This is a genomic window from Pseudomonas sp. GW822-FHT02G04, assembly GCF_058802085.1.
Genome location: NZ_JBXANU010000022.1, coordinates 16887 through 36185, shown reverse-complemented (window position 1 = coordinate 36185; position 19299 = coordinate 16887). Strand labels below are relative to the sequence as shown.

At 60.3% G+C, this 19299-nt stretch carries 24 protein-coding genes; 6 read left to right on the top strand and 18 right to left on the bottom strand.

Features of this window, described 5'->3' with window-relative positions; genetic code table 11:
- Position 1: 1 nt before the first annotated feature.
- From AC1RO5_RS23280 to AC1RO5_RS23270, 3 genes are all read left to right on the top strand, one after another.
- A complete protein-coding gene (locus AC1RO5_RS23280) occupies positions 2-916 on the top strand; it encodes an urea transporter (protein ID WP_493177884.1) in 915 nt (304 codons plus the stop codon).
- A 21-nt stretch (positions 917-937) separates the two neighbouring features.
- Positions 938-1762 carry an ion transporter gene (locus AC1RO5_RS23275; protein ID WP_493177883.1) on the top strand — a complete coding sequence of 275 codons (825 nt, stop codon included), beginning with the start codon at positions 938-940 and terminating at the stop codon, positions 1760-1762.
- A gap of 106 nt (positions 1763-1868) precedes the next feature.
- Positions 1869-2867, top strand: a complete 999-nt coding sequence (locus tag AC1RO5_RS23270) for a sulfate ABC transporter substrate-binding protein (RefSeq protein ID WP_493177882.1) — start codon at positions 1869-1871, stop codon at positions 2865-2867.
- A gap of 56 nt (positions 2868-2923) precedes the next feature.
- On the opposite strand, the gene AC1RO5_RS23265 is transcribed toward AC1RO5_RS23270, so the two are convergent.
- The gene (locus tag AC1RO5_RS23265; RefSeq protein ID WP_493177881.1) at positions 2924-3556 is read right to left on the bottom strand and encodes a hypothetical protein; all 633 of its coding nucleotides are present in this window, start codon (positions 3554-3556) and stop codon (positions 2924-2926) included.
- Positions 3557-3792: 236 nt separating this feature from the next.
- Between AC1RO5_RS23265 and AC1RO5_RS23260 the strand changes: the two genes are divergently transcribed.
- Positions 3793-4998 carry an MFS transporter gene (locus tag AC1RO5_RS23260; protein WP_493177880.1) on the top strand — a complete coding sequence of 402 codons (1206 nt, stop codon included), beginning with the start codon at positions 3793-3795 and terminating at the stop codon, positions 4996-4998.
- A gap of 99 nt (positions 4999-5097) precedes the next feature.
- On the opposite strand, the gene AC1RO5_RS23255 is transcribed toward AC1RO5_RS23260, so the two are convergent.
- The 12 genes from AC1RO5_RS23255 to ccmA form a co-directional block, all read right to left on the bottom strand.
- Positions 5098-5502, bottom strand: a complete 405-nt coding sequence (locus tag AC1RO5_RS23255; protein ID WP_258670509.1) for a type II toxin-antitoxin system HicB family antitoxin — start codon at positions 5500-5502, stop codon at positions 5098-5100.
- Positions 5502-5714, bottom strand: a complete 213-nt coding sequence (locus AC1RO5_RS23250; protein ID WP_019579596.1) for a type II toxin-antitoxin system HicA family toxin — start codon at positions 5712-5714, stop codon at positions 5502-5504. Before AC1RO5_RS23250 ends, AC1RO5_RS23255 begins: the two co-directional genes overlap by 1 nt.
- Positions 5715-6026: 312 nt before the next feature.
- Positions 6027-6425, bottom strand: coding sequence for a hypothetical protein (locus AC1RO5_RS23245; RefSeq protein ID WP_493177877.1), 399 nt, complete (start codon positions 6423-6425; stop codon positions 6027-6029).
- 14 nt (positions 6426-6439) lie between these two features.
- Positions 6440-7648: a c-type cytochrome biogenesis protein CcmI gene (ccmI, locus tag AC1RO5_RS23240; RefSeq protein ID WP_493177876.1), complete on the bottom strand. Its 1209-nt coding sequence runs from the start codon at positions 7646-7648 to the stop codon at positions 6440-6442.
- Positions 7641-8114 (bottom strand): cytochrome c-type biogenesis protein, encoded by a 474-nt coding sequence (locus AC1RO5_RS23235; protein WP_477813937.1) that lies wholly within the window; start codon positions 8112-8114, stop codon positions 7641-7643. Before AC1RO5_RS23235 ends, ccmI begins: the two co-directional genes overlap by 8 nt.
- Positions 8111-8647 (bottom strand): DsbE family thiol:disulfide interchange protein, encoded by a 537-nt coding sequence (locus tag AC1RO5_RS23230; protein ID WP_493177874.1) that lies wholly within the window; start codon positions 8645-8647, stop codon positions 8111-8113. The genes AC1RO5_RS23235 and AC1RO5_RS23230 overlap by 4 nt, the downstream gene beginning before the upstream one ends.
- Positions 8644-10647 carry a heme lyase CcmF/NrfE family subunit gene (locus AC1RO5_RS23225; RefSeq protein WP_413696235.1) on the bottom strand — a complete coding sequence of 668 codons (2004 nt, stop codon included), beginning with the start codon at positions 10645-10647 and terminating at the stop codon, positions 8644-8646. Before AC1RO5_RS23225 ends, AC1RO5_RS23230 begins: the two co-directional genes overlap by 4 nt.
- A 3-nt stretch (positions 10648-10650) precedes the next feature.
- Positions 10651-11106 (bottom strand): cytochrome c maturation protein CcmE, encoded by a 456-nt coding sequence (ccmE, locus tag AC1RO5_RS23220; RefSeq protein ID WP_019648123.1) that lies wholly within the window; start codon positions 11104-11106, stop codon positions 10651-10653.
- On the bottom strand, positions 11103-11279 hold the full coding sequence (gene ccmD, locus AC1RO5_RS23215; RefSeq protein WP_007939192.1) for a heme exporter protein CcmD: 177 nt from the start codon (positions 11277-11279) through the stop codon (positions 11103-11105). Before ccmD ends, ccmE begins: the two co-directional genes overlap by 4 nt.
- Positions 11276-12031 (bottom strand): heme ABC transporter permease, encoded by a 756-nt coding sequence (locus tag AC1RO5_RS23210; protein ID WP_413696234.1) that lies wholly within the window; start codon positions 12029-12031, stop codon positions 11276-11278. Before AC1RO5_RS23210 ends, ccmD begins: the two co-directional genes overlap by 4 nt.
- Positions 12032-12111: 80 nt before the next feature.
- Entirely contained in the window at positions 12112-12780 is a 669-nt protein-coding gene (gene ccmB / locus AC1RO5_RS23205; protein ID WP_007939195.1) for a heme exporter protein CcmB, read from the bottom strand.
- Entirely contained in the window at positions 12777-13412 is a 636-nt protein-coding gene (gene ccmA, locus AC1RO5_RS23200) for a cytochrome c biogenesis heme-transporting ATPase CcmA (RefSeq protein ID WP_493177872.1), read from the bottom strand. Before ccmA ends, ccmB begins: the two co-directional genes overlap by 4 nt.
- Positions 13413-13609: 197 nt before the next feature.
- Here ccmA and fliK point away from each other — a divergent pair, with 197 nt between their 5' ends.
- Both fliK and AC1RO5_RS23190 read left to right on the top strand, forming a co-directional pair.
- A complete protein-coding gene (fliK, locus tag AC1RO5_RS23195; protein ID WP_493177871.1) occupies positions 13610-15184 on the top strand; it encodes a flagellar hook-length control protein FliK in 1575 nt (524 codons plus the stop codon).
- Positions 15181-15510 carry an EscU/YscU/HrcU family type III secretion system export apparatus switch protein gene (locus AC1RO5_RS23190; RefSeq protein ID WP_493177870.1) on the top strand — a complete coding sequence of 110 codons (330 nt, stop codon included), beginning with the start codon at positions 15181-15183 and terminating at the stop codon, positions 15508-15510. The genes fliK and AC1RO5_RS23190 overlap by 4 nt, the downstream gene beginning before the upstream one ends.
- A 117-nt stretch (positions 15511-15627) precedes the next feature.
- On the opposite strand, the gene AC1RO5_RS23185 is transcribed toward AC1RO5_RS23190, so the two are convergent.
- From AC1RO5_RS23185 to motD, 5 genes are all read right to left on the bottom strand, one after another.
- The gene (locus tag AC1RO5_RS23185) at positions 15628-16020 is read right to left on the bottom strand and encodes a DUF2802 domain-containing protein (RefSeq protein ID WP_493177869.1); all 393 of its coding nucleotides are present in this window, start codon (positions 16018-16020) and stop codon (positions 15628-15630) included.
- Positions 16021-16506, bottom strand: a complete 486-nt coding sequence (locus AC1RO5_RS23180) for a chemotaxis protein CheW (protein ID WP_007938663.1) — start codon at positions 16504-16506, stop codon at positions 16021-16023. It lies immediately after the preceding gene.
- Between the two features lie 74 nt (positions 16507-16580).
- The gene (locus AC1RO5_RS23175; protein ID WP_493177868.1) at positions 16581-17447 is read right to left on the bottom strand and encodes a CheW domain-containing protein; all 867 of its coding nucleotides are present in this window, start codon (positions 17445-17447) and stop codon (positions 16581-16583) included.
- 117 nt (positions 17448-17564) lie between these two features.
- On the bottom strand, positions 17565-18353 hold the full coding sequence (locus AC1RO5_RS23170; RefSeq protein ID WP_007938661.1) for a ParA family protein: 789 nt from the start codon (positions 18351-18353) through the stop codon (positions 17565-17567).
- Between the two features lie 43 nt (positions 18354-18396).
- Positions 18397-19290 (bottom strand): flagellar motor protein MotD, encoded by an 894-nt coding sequence (motD, locus tag AC1RO5_RS23165; protein ID WP_493177867.1) that lies wholly within the window; start codon positions 19288-19290, stop codon positions 18397-18399.
- Positions 19291-19299 lie beyond the last annotated feature (9 nt).

Below are 19299 nucleotides of genomic sequence, written 5' to 3'. Positions count from 1 at the left end.
CATGCCTGCCAACCACTTCAACACCCACTGCCCCGACTGGGCGACCGCCCTGCTCAACGGTTTCAGCCAGATATTCCTCCAGCGCCATCCGCTGTGCGGGCTGCTGTGTCTGTTAGCGATTCTGTTCACCGCGCCCGCTCTGCTCGGCGGTGCGCTGCTGGGCGGTGTCGCCGGGTTACTTACCGCGCAACGTCGCGGGTATGCCAAGGCGGATCGTCAGGCTGGCCTGTTCAGTTACAACGGTATTCTGCTCGGCCTGCTGCTGAGCCTGTATTTCCCATGGTCAGCACTGTTGCCACCGTTGATCATCGCCTGCGGCGGTCTGAGTGCGATGCTCACTCAGCAATGGCTCAAAGGTGCTCGCGATCATCAATGTCTACCGGCCTATACCGCACCATTCGTTGGGTTGAGTTGGTTGTTGCTCGGCTTTGCCGCACCACAGCAACCTGCTCCGCTGATCGAACTGAACACCCTCAACCTGCTCGCCGCCGAATTGAAAGGCCTGGGGCAAGTCATGTTTCTCGGCCATCCCCTGGCCGGCACGCTGATTGCCGCCGGATTACTGATCGCCGACCGCCGCGCCTTTCTGTGGGCACTACTCGGCTCCGCCGCCGGCCTGGGCTTCGCCTTGCTGCATCACGACACCTCCAGCGCCTTGCAGGGTTTGAGCAGCTACAACCCACTGCTCGCCGCCCTCGCCTTCAGCCCGCAACGCCGCCAACCGTGGCTGCCGCTGCTCGGCATTCTGCTCGCGGTACTGCTCACACCGGGGTTCGCTGCACTGGGCCTGACAACGCTGACCGCGCCGTTCATTCTTGCCTGCTGGCTGATTCGCGCTGGCATTCGGGTATTGCGTCAGGCCGCCATGGACAGCGCACCTTGCGCTGGCGGGGAGAATCACCCTAGGCTGCGCTGATTCTCGATTCAGGCGTTATCCATGGACAGCAGCAAAAACTGGCGTGAAGAGCTTTACGTCATGATCTTCCAGACCGACACCCGGGCCGGTCGGCGTTTTGACAGCATCTTGCTGTTGATCATCCTCGCCAGCCTGGTGATCGTGGTGCTGGACAGTATCGACAGCGTTCACCAGAACTACGCCGACGTGCTGGCGTACATCGAATGGGGCTTCACCGTCATTTTCGTCATCGAATACGGCCTGCGCCTGTATTGCTCGCCCAAGCCGCTGCGCTACGCGTTCAGCTTCTATGGGTTGGTGGATTTGCTGGCGATCGTGCCCGGCATTCTCGCGCTGTATTACAGCGATGCGCAGTACCTGCTGATCATCCGGATCATACGGATGTTGCGGATTTTCCGCGTGCTCAAGCTCAGCCCGTATCTGAAACAAGCCAACTACTTGATGTCGGCGTTGCGCGGCAGCAAGCAGAAAATCGTGGTGTTTCTGCTCAGCGTCAGCACCCTGGTGACGGTATTCGGCACGTTGATGTACGTGATCGAAGGTCCGGAGCACGGCTTCACCAGCATCCCCAAAGGGATCTATTGGGCTATCGTGACGCTGACCACCGTGGGTTTTGGCGACATCGTGCCCAAGACGCCACTGGGTCAGGTGATTTCATCCCTGGTGATGATCACCGGTTACTCGATCATCGCCGTGCCGACGGGGATCTTCACCGCGGAACTGGCCAACGCCATGCGTGGTGAGCAACTGCAACACGACTGCCCGACCTGCAAGAAAAACAGCCACGAACACAGCGCGGCGTTCTGCTCCCGTTGTGGCAATGCGCTGTTTAAGAAAACGGAATAAGCAAAGTGCTTTTTAATCTTTAAACGACTATGCGAGCCCGGCTATAGTCGCTGGCAAATTGCCAACACTTACCATCGAACACGTTTGATAAAACAAGGAATGCGCAGTGAAAAAACTCTTTGGCGCCTCACTTCTGGCCGCTGGCCTGGCCTTGAGCAGCATGGCTCAGGCCGCACCGACCCTGCTTAACGTTTCCTACGACGTGATGCGAGATTTCTACAAGGACTACAACGCTGCCTTCCAGAAACACTGGCAAGCCGAACACAACGAAAACATCACGCTGCAGATGTCCTTCGGCGGTTCCAGCAAACAGGCCCGCTCAGTGATTGATGGCCTGCCGGCTGACGTCATCACCATGAACATGGCCACCGACATCAACGCCTTGGCGGACAACGGCAAACTGGTCCCGGACAACTGGGTCACGCGCCTGCCGAACAACAGCGCGCCGTTCACTTCGGCCACCGTGTTCATCGTACGCAAAGGCAACCCGAAAGCCCTGAAAGACTGGCCGGACCTGCTCAAGGATGGCGTGCAGGTGATCGTCCCCAACCCGAAAACCTCGGGCAACGGCCGCTACACCTACCTCTCGGCCTGGGGCTATGTACTGAAAAACGGCGGTGACGAAAACAAGGCAAAAGCCTTCGTCGGCAAACTGTTCAAACAAGCGCCAGTGCTGGATACCGGCGGCCGTGCAGCCACCACCACATTCATGACCAACCAGATCGGCGACGTGCTGGTGACCTTCGAAAACGAAGCGGAAATGATTGCTCGCGAGTTTGGTCGTGATCAGTTTGAAGTGATCTACCCGAGTGTCTCCGCGCAAGCCGAGCCGCCGGTGTCGGTGGTCGACAAAAACGTCGACAAGAAAGGCACTCGCGCGGCTGCCGAAGAATATCTGAAGTACCTGTGGTCGCCGGAAGGTCAGGAGATTGCGGCTGCCAACTACCTGCGCCCGCGTGATCCGGCGGTGTTGGCGAAGTACACCGATCGCTTCCCGAAAGTGGATTTCCTGTCGGTGGAGAAGACCTTCGGTGACTGGCGTACCGTGCAGAAGACTCACTTCAACGACGGTGGGATTTTCGACCAGATTTACAGCGGTCAGTAATTCCTGAGCTCAATCAAAAGGCGACCTGTGCAGGTCGCCTTTTTTGTGGGATACCGTTACATCGGCGGCGTCACACCATCCTTGCCCGCCGAAATGGATTGAGCGGTCAATGTCCCATCGGCACTCTGGGTCACAAACGTCACGATCTTCACCCCCACCTTCAGCAAACTGCGATCCCCCGGCAACAGGTTGACGACCGGCACATCCTCCGGCACCAGAATCGTCTGCTGGCCACCCTTGTAGTTGACGGTCAGAACCCGGCCGTTGCTGACCACCAGATCGCCCACGCTACCATTGGTCATGCTGCTGCCCTTGACCAGATCAAAAGGCCGATGGCCGTCGCCGCTGCCAGCCAGTTCCGGCGGGAAGACATGGACTTCCAGCGCCTTGAGCGTGCCATCCTCCTGCGGCACGGCAGCCGAGCCGATGTAGCTGCCGGGTTTGATGTCTTCGATATTGGCCAGGGTGACGGCGCGGATTTTGGTGTCCTTGGTCAGGTTGATCACCACGTTTTCGCCGCTGCTGACGTGGACCTTCATGACGTCGGCGCTGATGCCGGTGATCTCGCCGCGCACACCGATGCGCATTCCCGGCGGCACATCGGCGGCCTGAGCAAGACCTGCCGTGAACAAGCTGATCAGGGTAACAACGCAAACGCCGCGGATCAGGTGACGGAGCATCGCATTCATGTTGAAGTGCCTTCCGGTTTATGGAGCGTAAGAGAACATAAGCACGCTATCGAAGAAGATGTTAGTGAATGTATCATCGGATCCCACTGTTCGGACGCATGGTTCATCGACAGACAGTTCACACCTGCGTCACTCATTCCGCAAAGGAATGATTACTATCACTCCAAACCCTCTTCCGCCGCTCTAGCCAGCCGATTAGCCTCTGCTCACTTTCTTCTTGCTCAGCGAGCCACGTTATGAATTCAGCGACTCAGGTGCCCCACGGCACCGCGACAATGACCCGGGGCATGGTGCTGCTTTTCGCCTTCTGCTGCGGCGCGATCGTCGCTAACATCTACTACGCCCAGCCGATCATCGGCCTGATCGCGCCAGACATCGGCCTGACCGACACCATGGCCAGCCTGATCGTTTCGCTGACGCAGATTGGTTATGCGCTGGGCCTGTTCTTCCTGGTGCCGCTGGGTGATCTGCTGGAAAACCGCCGCTTGATGATCATCACCACCGTGGTGGCGATTGCCAGTCTGCTGGGCGCAGCGTTCACCGATCAGCCGAACGTGTTTCTGTTGATCTCGTTGCTGGTGGGTTTCAGCTCGGTGTCGGTACAGATCCTGATTCCACTGGCCGCCCACCTGACGCCGGAAGCGTCGCGTGGCCGCGTGGTCGGCGGGATCATGGGCGGTCTGCTGCTGGGGATTCTGCTGGCCCGGCCGGTGTCCAGCGTAGTGGCCGACCGCTTCGGCTGGCGCGCGATGTTCGTCATCGCTGCAGTGTTGATGGCAGCTATCAGCATCGTCCTGGCCCTTACGGTGCCCAAACGCCAGCCTGATCACAGCGCCTCTTATGGCCAGTTACTGGGTTCGCTCTGGACGCTGCTGCGCCGGCAACCGGTTTTGCGTCAACGGGCCTTTTACCAAGCCTGCATGTTCGCCACCTTCAGCCTGTTCTGGACCGCCGTGCCGCTGGAACTGGCGCGCAATCACGGTCTGTCGCAAACCCAGATCGCGATTTTCGCCCTGGTCGGAGCCATCGGCGCGATTGCCGCGCCCATCGCCGGTCGACTGGCCGATGCCGGCCACACCCGCCTCGCCTCGCTGCTGGCGATGCTGTTCGCCAGCCTGAGCTTCCTGCCGGCCTTCATCCACCCGGCCTACAGCGTCATCGGCCTGGCCGTGACGGGCGTGGTGCTGGATTTCTGCGTGCAAATGAACATGGTCCTTGGTCAACGCGCGGTCTACACCCTCGACGCCAAGAGCCGCGGCCGCCTGAATGCGCTGTACATGACCAGCATCTTCATCGGCGGCGCGTTCGGCTCATCGGTGGCCAGTGCGGTGTACGAACATGGTGGCTGGTTGTGGATCGTGATTGTCGGCAGCGTGTTTCCGTTGCTGGCGTTGTTGCGGTTTTTGAGTGTGTCGGAGAAGGCTGCATTGACGACTGCTTAAGACGCTAAAAGCTTCGCGGGCAAGCCTCGCTCCTACAAAGTCTTGCATTAATCCTGTAGGAGCGAGGCTTGCCCGCGAAGGCGATGTAACTGACCCTCCTCAATGCCGAATCAGCTTCTCCAGCGCAGCATCCGCGAGAAAGGAGGAACGACTTTTGACTTTGTGCTCTCGCACATAACGATCAATGCGCTGAATCACGTAGCCAGGCAGCGTCACGTTGACCTTCTCGGTCTTGCCCAGATACGGCGAGATGTCCAGCTCCAGCATTCCCCAACCCATGTCGGCAAATTCCGGATTCTCGCGGTGCGCGGCCGCAGAGGTCGGCATCGGAATTGACTCCCCGTCCGCCATGATCTCCTGCAGCATGATGTGGGCAATCTCGACTGCCGCGTTGTAAGCATCTTCAAACGTATCCCCGGCCGTCACGGCACCAGGAATATCGGGGATCTGAATACCGATGGCGGTGTTCTCGTCGCCCCACTCGATACAGATTGGGTATTGCATTATGGATCTCCTGCCAAACTGGCTCCCGGGCAATAAAGTCCGGCTCGCCTCCTGATGCTTTTGACCGTCCCGATCGGTAAATCCTTCTTCGGATGAGGGACGGGTATCGTGTAAGGGTTGTAACGGTGAGTGAAGATGTGATGACTGCCGGTGACCCGGTCCAGTGTCCAGCCCGCCTCCATCAGTTCCTTGATCAATAACCTGCTCTGCACCACCAGCCTCCTTGCTCCGGCCCAACAAAAATAACCCTAGGGTTACCTTTACTCAAGCACAAAAATCCGGATCGCGACGCTCGGTTGTTTTACAGGGTGTTGATTTGATCGGGTTGGCCATGTGCAGGGGTTGTTGGTGAGAAGGTCTGAGGCAGCATTCAATCAAGATCAAAAGATCGCAGGCTTCGCCAGCTCCATTAGCTGCGTACACGCGCGATCATCGTCGTACGCGATTCTGTAGGAGCTGGCGAAGCCTGCGATCTTTTCAAATGCCGAAAAGCAAAACGGCGATCCTCAGATCGCCGTTTCCATTCACTGCCCGAATTGTCTGCCCAGCCCACCCGGCACACCGTGGATATCCGTCTCTTCCCATGGCCCGTTCGGGCTGATCGAGCGGCTCCAGCCGTTGTTCCAGCGGTAGTAGGTGCGCTGGCGGTAGAAGGTGTTGGTCTGGTTGTCGAGGACGTAAACACCGAGTTTCGCATCCCAATGGCTATTGCCGCCCGGTGGCGGGGCGAAGCTGGCGGAGGTGCGTGGCGCCGGTTTCGATGGTTTGACCGGCGTGCTCGGCTTGCTCGGCGTGGTCGGTTTGGTGCTCGGCTGCGAGGGCGGGATCGGCGGCAGCCGTTCGGGCTCGTGCTCCTGGACCGCACACGCGCTTAGCCCCAAAACCATCATGCTGAGGAGAGTGATACGAGCGAAGGCGGTCATGGTGGCGTTTCCTGTTATTTATCCGGGCTGTCGATGGTCAGTTTTTGTGGCGCGGTGGTGCTGGTGGCCAAGGGTTGGCTACGACCGATCCATTCGCCGGCAGTCGGTTGGCCGGCGCGGGAGATGCGCGCAACCAGTTGGACTTCGGGGAAGTTCGACAGTTTCAATTGCGGCATCATTGCGTCGGCATCGCCCAGCTCGACGGTCGCTGGCAGGTCGGCAACGGTCAGGCGCTTGGCCGCCAATGGTGCGGGCGGGCCTGCGGTGGCGCGGGCGAAGATGAACACGCTGTCGCCGGGCTGGACCCTGGCTTTCAAGTCGGGCGCCAGATCGACACGCACCTTGAGCAGTGCTGCAACCTTCACTGCCGGAGCCTGAACCTGAGCCACCTTGCCACCGCTGGCTTCAAGCTTCTCGGCAGCCTTGGCGATGCCGCCTTGCAGCGCGACACGGGACTGGTCTTCCGGTGGCAGTTGCACCAACAGGCGATTCCAGTAGTCGATGGCTTCCTGGTAACGCTCGCCTTCGAAGGCCGCGATGCCCAGCAGGCCGAGGCTGGTGACTTCCTTTGGATCGGCTTTCAGTGCTTCGTCGGTCAGGGCCTGGACCTTGTCCGACCACTTCTTGCCATCGGCGAAGTATTGAGCCTGAGCCCACTGCCCGAGCAGTTCCGGCTGGCGACCGGCCAGGTTCACGGTGCGTTCGAAGATCTTCGCCGCATCGCCAGGGCGGTCCTGGGCCATGTAAGTGCGGCCGAGGAAGTACAGGCCTTCGGCCGAATCCGGTTGGGCTGCGACCGCACGCTCCAGGCGACGGGTCATGTCTTCCATCGACTGCGGCGCCTGGGCGAACTCGCGGGTCAGCTCGACTTTGTCGCTGGCACCGAAATGCAGGTACAGCCCAAGGCCCAGCACGGGCACTAGAATCGCTGCCAGCAATGGCAATGGTTTGCCCAGACGCGACACTCGCGGCGCCTCGACGCCCTCAGTGTCGGCAAGCAGTTCACGGGCGGCTTCGGCGCGGCCGGCATTCATCTGTTCGGCGTTGAGTACGCCTTCTTCCTGCTGAGTCTGCAACTCAGCCACGCGCTCTTGATACAGCGCGACGTTCAGCGCCGTACGATCCTCTTCAAGCTGGGCGCGACGACCGCGCAGAACGGGGATCAGCAAAAAACTCAGGGCTACCAGAAGCAGCAGACCTGCAGCGAGCCAGAAATCAATCATGCTTGGTTTTATCCAACAGGTGGTCGAGGCGCTCACGCTCATCAAAAGAGAGCTCATCCTTGCTGTCGGCACGTTGCACGCGACGGCGGCGGACGATCACGGCGATGATCACAAAACCGCCCAGCAGCAGACCGGCGGGGCCGAACCAGAGCAATGCGGTCTTGGCGTTGAGGGCAGGTTTGTAGCGGACGAAGTCACCGTAGCGATCAACCATGAAGTCGATGATCTGCTGGTTGTCCTTGCCCTCGCCGAGCATGCGGAAAATCTCTTTGCGCAGGTCGGCGGCGATCGGTGCGTTGGAATCGGCAATGTCCTGATTCTGGCACTTGGGGCAACGCAGCTCTTTGGTCAGCTCGCGAAAACGCTCGCGATCGCCCTCTTTGGCGAACTCATAGGTGTCGATGGCCGCATGGGCCACGCCGGCCATGCTCAACCCCAGAACGGCGGCGGCAATCCAGCGCTTCATGGCTTGGCCTCGTCGACCAGCGCCTGATACTTGGCCGCCAGTTTTTCGCGCCAGACCTGTTCGTCGATCACCCCGACGAATTTGTCGCGGATGATGCCCTTGGCGTCGATGAAGAAGGTTTCCGGTGCGCCATACACGCCGAGGTTCAGGCCCAAGGTGCCTGCATCGTCACGGACGTCCAGTTGATAGGGGTTGTGGAACTCGGCCAGCCACTTCAAGGCGTCCGCGTTGGTGTCCTTGTAGTTGATGCCGTAGATCACCACGCCCTTCTCGGCCAGTTTGTTCAACACCGGGTGCTCGACCCGGCAGGAAATGCACCAGGTGCCCCACACATTGACCAGTGCCGGTTTACCCAGAATGTCCGCTTTGGTCAGGGTTTTGTCGCCCTGCACCGAGGGCAGGGAAAACTCCGGGAACGGTTTGTCGATCATCGCCGAGGGCAACTCGGCCGGGTTCAGGTACAGCCCCCGATACAGAAAAACAGCAACCACCAGAAAAATCGCCAGCGGCAACAGCATCAACCAACGTCTCATGCAGTGGCTCCCGTCATGCCGAGCGCTTCACGCACGCGGCTTTTTACCTTGACCCGATAACGGCGATCCAGCGCCGCCAGCAACCCGCCTACACCTGTGAGCAGCCCACCGAACCAGATCCAGCGCACGAACGGTTTGACGTGCACCCGAACCGCCCAGGCGCCCTCGCCCAACGGCTCGCCCAGTGCGACGTACAGATCACGGGTAAAACCGGCGTCGATCCCGGCCTCGGTCATCACCGAGTTCTGCACGGTGTACAGGCGTTTTTCCGGGTGCAGCACGCTGACTTCCTTACCGTCGCGGATCACCCGTACGGTGCCCTTGTCGGAGGTGAAGTTCGGGCCTTCGAAGTGCTTGGCGCCTTCGAACACAAACTGGTAACCGGCCAGGCTCATGGACTCACCCGGTGCCAGGCGCAGATCGCGCTCGGCACTGTTCTGGCTCGACAACACGACACCCAGCGCGCACACGGCGATGCCCAAATGCGCAAGTTGCATGCCCCAATAGCTGCGGGTCAGGGTCGGCAGACCTTTGATCAGGCCTTTGTGGCGAGTCTTGTCGAAAATGTCCCGCACACCGGCCAGCAGCACCCAGGCAGCCAACATGAAGGTCGCCAGCACCGCCCAGTTGAAATCGCCATAAGCGACACCCGCCACGACAGCCAACGCGGCGCTGCCAAGCAACACCGGGGTCAGCATGCTCATCAGCCATTTGACCGGGGTGTCTTTCCAGCGCACCAGCATGCCGACCGCCATCACCACCATCAGGATCGCCATCAACGGAATGAACAGCGCGTTGAAATACGGCGGGCCGACCGACAGTTTGGCGCCGGTCATCGCATCGAGAATCAGCGGATACAAGGTGCCGAGCAGGATCATTGAAGCAGCCACCACCAGCACCAGATTGTTACCCAGCAGCAGGGTTTCCCGAGACCAGAGGTTAAAGCCCACATGGCTCTTGACCACCGGGGCGCGCAGGGCGAACAGCGTCAGCGAACCGCCGACCACAAACAGCAGGAAAATCAGGATGAACACGCCGCGCTCAGGGTCGGACGCAAAGGCGTGAACCGAGGTCAGCACGCCGGAACGTACCAGGAAGGTCCCGAGCAAGCTCAACGAGAACGCGGCAATGGCCAACAGCACGGTCCAGCTCTTGAACACGCCACGTTTTTCCGTGACCGCCAACGAGTGAATCAGTGCCGTGCCCACCAGCCAAGGCATGAAGGACGCGTTTTCCACCGGATCCCAGAACCACCAGCCGCCCCAGCCGAGTTCGTAGTAGGCCCACCAGGAACCCAACGTGATACCGATGCCAAGGAAGGCCCAGGCGACGATCGTCCACGGACGGGACCAGCGTGCCCACGCCGCATCGAGACGACCGCCCAGCAGCGCGGCGATGGCGAAGGCGAAGGCCACGGAGAAGCCGACGTAACCCATGTACAGCATCGGCGGGTGAACGATCAGGCCGATGTCTTGCAGCAGAGGATTAAGATCGCGCCCGTCCGCCGGCATCTGCGGCAGGATCCGGGCGAAAGGGTTAGACGTCAGGATCAGGAACAGCAGGAAACCCGTGCTGATCATGCCCATCACCGCCAGCACCCGGGCCAGCATCACTTGCGGCAACTGTCGGGAGAACACCGACACCGCGAAGGTCCAGCCGCCGAGGATCAACGCCCACAGCAGCAACGAACCTTCGTGAGCGCCCCACACGGCGCTGAACTTGTAGTACCACGGCAGCGCGCTGTTGGAGTTGCTGGCCACATAGGCGACAGAGAAGTCGTCCGCCATGAACGCATAGGTCAGACAACCGAAAGCAAACAGCAAAAACGCGAACTGCCCCCACGCGGCCGGCTGGGCCAGGCTCATCCACAAACGGTCGCCGCGCCAGGCACCGAGCAACGGCACCACGGCCTGCACCAACGCAAAACACAACGCCAGGATCATGGCCAGATGGCCGAGTTCGGGGATGAACAGCCCTGAACTGTAAAGTGCGGAAGTCATCAGTTAGCCCTCCTTGGCTTGCGTAGGTGCCGACTGACCACTGTCTTTCAACGCCTTGGTCACTTCCGGCGGCATGTACTTCTCGTCGTGCTTGGCCAGCACTTCGTCGGCCACCACCACGCCGTCAGCGTTGAGCTTGCCGAGGGCAACGATGCCCTGCCCTTCGCGGAACAGGTCCGGAAGGATGCCGCGATAGCTGATGGTCACGGATTTGTTGAAGTCGGTGACGATGAATTTCACGTCCAGGGAATCGCCGGAGCGTTGCAGCGAGCCTTTTTCGACCATGCCGCCCGCGCGGATACGCGTGTCTTGCGGCGCTTCGCCATTGGCGATCTGGGTCGGGGTGTAAAACAGATTGATGTTCTGCTGCAGGGCGCTCAGGGCCAGGCCGACGGCAGCGCCGACACCGACCAGGATCGCGAGAATGATGACAAGACGCTTTTTACGCAGCGGATTCACTGGCCGTTCTCCCGGCGCAAACGACGCGCCTCTTGTTGCAGATACCGCTTGCGGGCCAGGATCGGCGCCGCCACGTTGAGGGCCAGCACCGCCAGGCAAATGCCATAGGCTGACCAGACATACAGGCCGTGATGGCCCATGGCGAGAAAGTCGCCGAATGAAGCGAAACTCATCGAGCGGCCTCCAGACTGTTCTGCACTTCGGATTTCACCCAGCTCGCCCGGGCTTCGCGCTTGAGCACTTCAAGGCGCATGCGCAGCAACAGCACCGCGCCGAAGAAACAGTAGAAACCCAGCACCGTCAGCAGCAGTGGCAACCACATCTCGGCGGGCATCGCCGGTTTTTCGGTGAGGGTGAACGTCGCGCCCTGGTGCAGGGTGTTCCACCACTCCACCGAGTATTTGATGATCGGGATGTTGATCACGCCGACAATCGCCAGCACCGCGCAGGCCTTGGCCGCGCTGTCACGATTGCTGATGGCGTTGCCCAGCGCAATAAGACCGAAGTACAGAAACAGCAGAATCAACATGGACGTAAGTCGCGCATCCCAGACCCACCACGAACCCCAGGTCGGTTTACCCCAGATCGCCCCGGTAACCAGCGCCACGGCGGTCATCCAGGCACCGATCGGGGCGGCGCATTGCAGGGCGACGTCGGCCAGTTTCATTTTCCACACCAGCCCGACAATGCCGCACACGGCCAGCATCACATAGATCGACTGCGCCAGCATGGCGGCAGGAACGTGGATATAGATGATTCGAAAGCTGTTGCCTTGCTGGTAGTCCGGCGGTGCGAAGGCCAGGCCCCAGACCACGCCGACGCTAATCAGCAGCAACGCCGCGACGCTCAGCCAGGGCAGCAATTTGCCACTGATGCCGTAAAACCATTTGGGCGAGCCGAGCTTATGAAACCAGGTCCAGTTCATTGCTGTTTCCATCACGGTTGCTGTTCGTTATCACGAAACAGCCAAAGGGTCTTTACTGGTTAAATTTTAACCAGACCTCATTATTCGCCGACACTGATCTTCAGGCCAGCAGCTATTGCAAAAGGTGCCAGGGTTATCGCCAGGGCGGTCAGGCTACCAAGCCACAAGAGATAACCGGTCGCCGGCATGCCCTGCAATGCCGCCTGCAAGGCGCCACTGCCGAGAATCAATACCGGGATGTACAGCGGCAGAATCAGCAGTGCCAGCAACAGGCCACCACGCTTCAATCCAACCGTCAGCGCTGCGCCCACCGCACCGAGCAGGCTCAACACCGGTGTACCGAGCAATAAAGAAAGCAGCAACACCGGCAGACAAGCGGCAGGCAAACCGAGCATCAGCGCCAGCAATGGCGCGAGCAAAACCAGTGCCAGGCCGGAAAAGGCCCAGTGTGCCAGCACCTTGGCCAACACCAGAAGAGGCAAGGGGTGCGACGAAAGGACCCACTGTTCAAGGGATCCGTCTTCGAAATCACTGCGGAAGAGCCCGTCCAGCGAGAGCAAAACCGATAAAAGCGCCGCCACCCAGACCAGCCCCGGAGACAAGGTTTGCAACAATTGAGTCTCGGGACCGACCGCCAGCGGGAACAAGGAAACAACGATGGCGAAAAATACCAGCGGGTTCGCCAATTCGGCAGGACGGCGGAACAGCAAACGAGCCTCACGGGCGACCAACAGGCCGAAAACACTCATACGGCCCAATTCCCCAAATCAATGTCGCGATAGCCGGCCGGCATCCGGCCCAGCGTGTGGTGAGTGGTCAGCACCACCATGCCGCCGCGCTCGCAGTGCGCGGCCAGGTGTTCTTCGAGTTGCGCCACACCTTGTTTGTCGAGCGCGGTGAACGGCTCGTCGAGGATCCACAGCGGCGGGCTGTCCAGGTACAACCGCGCCAAGGCCACACGACGTTGCTGGCCGGCAGACAGGGTGTGACAGGGAACATCCTCGAAACCGCGCAGCCCCACCGCTGCCAGCGCTTGCCAGATTGCCTCATGGGACGCCGGTTGATGCAAGGCGCAGAGCCAGCTGAGGTTTTCCTCGGGGGTCAGCAGATCCTTGATGCCGGCGGCATGGCCGATCCACAGCAGGTTGCGCGCCAGTTCGCTGCGTTGTTCGTTCAGTGGCTGGCCGTTGAGCAACACTTGACCGGCGGTCGGGTGCATCAGACCGCAAAGCAGACGTAACAGGCTGGTCTTGCCACTGCCGTTAGGGCCGCTGATCTGTAACATTTCGCCACTGGCCAGTCGCAATTCGAGATTTTCGAAGAGCAGCCGAAGGTCTCGCTCACAGGCAAGGGCAACGGTTTGCAGGACAGGACTGGTCAAGGGTTCACGGGCCTTATACGGTTCAAGTCGGCTCTGGCGCGGCCGTTAAAGAGATGCAGCATAGATGCTATGACGGCTTGTTCTAGAGAGCTGCGTCAATCAATTGCAATGTTTTCGCCACTCAGCGAAAGACGGGCGGCATTATACATGCCGTACCTTACTCTCAAGAGTGCAATTTCCTCAGGTTGTGTCCGCGTATGACAGGCGAAATGAACATCCTCCCGCTCCCGCCAACCACCCCGGCGACTTCGCGCCCATTGGTGGTCAGCGGCGAGTTGCTCAATCTGCTGACGCCGATGGAGGGCCTGATCACGGCCGGTCAGACCGCCAAGGCTGAAGTGCTGTCGCTCAAGCAGGCGGATCAGACCTTTCAACTGTTGCTCAAGGTCACCCTCGACAACGGCCGCCAGACCACAGTCCAGGCCACCAGCACTCAGCCGTTGCCCCAGGGCGCCAGCCTGACGATTACCCAGCCATCGGCGGGCAATCTGGCGGTCACGGTGCAACAGGCCATCGCCTCCAGCATCGCCACCCTTACCCGTATCGACACGGCGCAACTGCCGGCCGGCACCTTGCTGCAAGGCAAAGTGCTGACCTCCCAAGTGATGCCGCAGGTGCCGGGCCAGCCGACGGTGTTTCGCTCGATGGTGAGCCTGCTCAACACCGCGCTGAGCGGCAGCACGTTGAGTATCGACAGCCCAACGCCGCTGCGCATCGGCACCTTGCTGAGCGCCCTGGTGCAGGACACTCAGACACTCAAATTCGTGCCGTTGAGCAGCCGTCAGGAACAGTTGGTGGTGACGCAACAACTGGTCAGCCAGCAAAGTCGTCAGGGTTCTCTGGACGGCTTGATCAAAGTCCTGCAAAACCTGCCACCGCCGGATCAGACCTCCAGCGACCTGCGCGCCGCCGTGGACAAATTGCTCGCCGGCCTGCCGGACGTTCAACAACTGAGTACGCCCAAAGGCCTGGCCCAGGCGCTGGCCAACAGTGGCCTGTTCCTCGAAGCCAAATTGCTGACCGGACAAAACCCGACGCTGGTGCCAGACATGAAAGGCGACCTGCTCAAGCTGATCGCCCAACTGACGCCGAGCCTGCCGGCCAACACCAATCTCAACGCCATCATCGCCGCCAACACCCTGGCCCAGGCGATGCCGAGTTTCGTGCGCAATGCCCTCGGCATGCTCGGGCAAGTCAGCGCCAAACCGTCGCCTACCAGCTTCCCACTGCCCGAGCGCCTGCTGCAAAGCGCGGAAGGCGAAAATGATCTCGAGCACCTGCTGCGCCTGGCTGCGGCGGCGGTTTCACGTTTGCAAAGTCATCAGCTGTCGAGCCTTGAGCAGACTGGCGTCACCAGTGACGGGCGGTTGATGAGCACCTGGCAACTGGAAATCCCCATGCGCAACCTGCAGGACATCGTGCCGTTGCAGGTCAAATTCCAGCGCGAAGAAGCCCCCGAAAAAGAACAACCGCGCGAACGCCGCGACGAACGCGAACCCAAGCAACCGCTATGGCGCGTCGAGCTGGCGTTCGACATGGAACCGTTGGGGCCGTTGCAGGTTCAGGCCCAACTGATCAAAGGCAGCCTCTCCAGTCAGCTGTGGGCCGAGCGGCCGTACACCGCGAGCCTGATCGAAAGCAATCTGGCCGCGCTGCGCCAGCGCCTGCTGGACTCCGGGCTGAACGTCGGCGATCTGGATTGCCACCTCGGCACACCGCCACAAGGCCCTCAAACCCGTCTCGAACAACGCTGGGTCGACGAAACCGCATGAACGAATCCACCGCACCGCGCCAGGCCATCGCCCTCAAATACGACGGCAGCCACGCCCCTACCCTCACGGCCAAAGGTGACGAAGAACTGGCTGAAGAAATTCTGCGGATTGCCCGGGATTATGAGGTGCCGATTTACGAAAACGCCGAGTTGGTGAAACTGCTGGCGCGGATGGAATTGGGAGAGAGTATTCCGGAAGAGTTGTATCGCACGATTGCCGAGATCATTGCGTTTGCCTGGAATCTGAAAGGCAAGTTTCCGGCGGGGCATGATCCGCATGCGGTGACGGTGGAGAAGGATGTCACCGACCGCGGGGATGATTATTGAATCTTTGTTGAATGCAAAAAGATCGCAGCCTCGTTTCACTCGACAGCTCCTACATTGGGATGGTGTACGCCCTGTAGGAGCTGTCGAGTGAAACGAGGCTGCGATCTTTTGCTCTTCTCAGTTCCTGTGCAACTTGCTCATCAACTCCGCCTCAGCCTGGGTCAAGCCGCAAGACTGAGTCAGCTCATCGACGCTGGCCCCCATCCCCACCAGACGCGCAGCCTGGGCGAATGAAAGGCTCGACGGATCACGTTGCTCCAACTGCGTCAGTTTGTCCGGCAATGGCCCGACCACCGCGCGCAGTTCGTGCAGGTCTTCACCCATGCGCACGTTGCCGTTCTGGTAGTCGTCGACGCGCTTGGCCAGGTCCTTGATGCGCTGATCGCGCAACGCATCACCCTGGGCCTGTTGTGCGGCGATCTGCCTTTGAGCGCGGATGTACGCCAGGAACATCGCCAGCGTGCCTGCCCACAAGAGGAACAGGACAATCACAGCCACCTCAAGAATCAATCAGATACTCTCCAGTTCCGACCATTCTTCTTCGCTCATCATCTTGTCCAGCTCGACCAGGATCAGCAGTTCATTGTTCTTGTTGCACACGCCTTGAATGAACTTGGCGGACTCTTCGTTACCGACGTTCGGTGCGGTCTCGATTTCCGACTGACGCAGATAAACCACTTCAGCCACGCTGTCGACCATGATCCCGACCACTTGCTTGTCGGCTTCGATGATGACGATGCGGGTGTTGTCGCTGACGTCGACCGTGCCCAGACCGAAACGCTGGCGGGTGTCGATCACGGTGACCACATTGCCGCGCAGGTTGATGATGCCCAGCACGTAGCTCGGGGCACCCGGCACCGGAGCGATTTCGGTGTAGCGCAGGACTTCCTGAACGCGCATCACGTTGATGCCGTAGGTTTCATTGTCCAGCTTGAAGGTGACCCATTGCAGGATCGGATCTTCGGAACCTTTTGCCGCCGTCGCCTTGTCATTCATACCCAGACCCCTCGAAAAACCGCCCTAGCGGTGTGTATTCAGTGCACCGGCACTTGAATGCCGATGCGTGTTTTTTATGTCGGTTTGTGGTTCGGCTTACTGCCGCCCATGTGCTTCGCCCCGCCGCTGGCGATCAATTCGGCCAGTGCGGCAACATCGAGCAAGGCGCACATGTGTTCAATCACCGTGCCGGCGAGCCATGGTCGCTGCCCCCGGTGACTTCTCCATTTGATTTCATTCGGGTCCAGGCGCAACGAACGGCTGACCTGATGCACCGCCAGCCCCCACTCATAGCCCTGAACCGAAATAACGTATTGCAAGCCCTGGCGGAAATCATCGCGGTAGCGGTCCGGCATGACCCAGCGTGCGGTATCCAGCACTTTCAGGTTGCCGGCCTGGCTCGGCAGGATCCCGAGGAACCATTCCGGCTGACCGAACAACGGTGTCAGCTCGTGACCGGCCAGGGAATAAATCGAGCCCAGGCACACCAGCGGCACCGCCAGGGTCAACCCGGCGACGTCGAACAACAGGCATTCGAACGGCTCGGCCGCCCAGGCCGGGCGATCGTCGTTTTCCACCGGAGGCGGCGTGTTGCTCGGCGGCAGATGAACTTCCACCACTGGCGGCACCAACGCTTGCAGCAACGGCGCAATTGTCGACACGGGCGCCAGAATCGGTGCCGGCGCTTCGATCACGGCCACCGGTGCCTTCGCCACTGGCGCAACAACGGGGGCCGCGACCACTGCCGGCTTCTGCGCATCGCGAGCCTGCTCTTCGAGCACCGCCGCCTGGAACTCGTCCAGGGCAGCTTCAGCCTCGACAACCTCGGGCAGTGCTTCGACTTCTGGCAACAACTCTTCAGTCGCGTCCTGCAGCAATCCGTCCAGATAGGACTGAAGGGCCAATTGCGGACGCGAAGTGATCTTCACCGGCCGATTCATGAGCGCTCCCCCGTAGGAGCGAGGCTTGCCCGCGAAAAACGATAACGCGATTTAACTGCTAAGACTGCGGCGCCTATTTCGCGGGCAAGCCTCGCTCCTACAAGGGCTAGGCTCATCTCAAGCCACCTGCGGAACGAGTTGCTGCGCTAGCAGGTGCTTGAGCAGTGCGCGGTATGCGAGAACACCACGACTCTTGCCATCGAATTGCGAAGGCGTCAGCCCTGCCCGGCTCGCGTCACGCAAGCGGGTGTCGATCGGTATGTAGCCTTGCCAGATTTCTTCCGGGTACTTGTCGCGCAGCACACGCAGGGTGCCGAGAGAAGCCTGGGTGCGGCGGTCGAACAGGGTCGGTACGATGTTGAACGGCAGCGCCAGTTTGCGCGAGCGGTTGATCATCGCCAAGGTGTTGACCATGCGTTCCAGGCCTTTGACCGCCAGGTGCTCGGTCTGCACCGGAATCACCAACTGCTGGCTGGCCGCCAAGGCATTGACCATCAGCACGCCGAGCAACGGCGGGCTGTCGATCACGGCGTAATCGAAGTCCTGCCACAATTGCGCCAGGCTCTTGGCGATTACCAGGCCCAAACCACTCTGGCCCGGCGACTGGCGCTCAAGGGTTGCCAGCGCGGTGCTCGATGGCAACAGGGAAATGCGTTCGTCACTGGTGGGCATCAGCAACTGACCGGGCAAGCCTTGCGGCACGCTGCCCTTGTGCAGAAACAGGTCGTAGCTGCTGTGTTCCAGGCTGTCGGGGTCGTAACCGAAGTAACTGGTCATGGAGCCGTGGGGGTCGAGATCGACCACAACCACGCGCTTGCCCGCCTCAGCCAGCAAACCGGCTAAAGCGATGGAGGAAGTGGTTTTACCGACACCACCCTTTTGATTGGCGACTGCCCAGACTCTCATTCGGATTGTTCCTCCCGGTCGAAAAGGCCAACCGAGAAATAGCTCAACGTATTAATGCGGGTGACGGAGAATTGACGGCACTCTCGCGTCCCGGCGACTTGACCGGGGTCGGTGCAGTTTGTGTGCCAGCCCGCTTCAATGCGGCATCCGGTTGTGCATGGGCCGTTCCGGTACCGGTGAGACTGCGGCGTACGTCGAGATTGCGTGACACCACCAGCACCACCCGACGGTTGCGCGCGCGGCCTTCGACGGTGGCGTTGTTGGCCACTGGCTGGAACTCGCCGTACCCCACCGACGCCAGGCGACCGGGGTTCACGCCCTGCATCGCCAGCATGCGCACGATACTCGCCGAACGGGCCGAGGACAGTTCCCAGTTGGTCGGGTATTGCGCGGTACGGATCGGTTGATCGTCGGTGAAACCTTCGACGTGGATCGGGTTGTCGAACGGCCGGAGGATCGCGGCGACCTTGTCGATGATGTTGAAGGCGATGTCGCTGGGCATCGCGTCGCCGCTGCCGAACAACAGGCTGGAATTGAGTTCGATCTCGACCCACAACTCGTTGCCGCGCACGGTCATCTGATTGGAACTGATCAAGTCGCCGAACGCCGCGCTGATGTCATCGGCGATGCTTTTGAGCGGATCTTTGGCGGCCTGGGCGATGCCGGCGTCGATCTGTTCACTGTCCTTGACCAGCGGCTTGGCCGGGGTCACGGTCTTCGGTCGCTCTTCACCGATGGGGATCGGTTTGAGGGCGCGGTCAGAGTCGGTAAACACCCCGATCAACGCCTCGGAGATGATTTTGTACTTGCCTTCGTTGATCGACGAGATCGAGTACATCACCACGAAGAACGCGAACAGCAAGGTAATGAAGTCGGCGTAGGAAACGAGCCAACGTTCATGGTTTACGTGTTCTTCATGCTGCCTGCGACGAGCCATGATCCATTT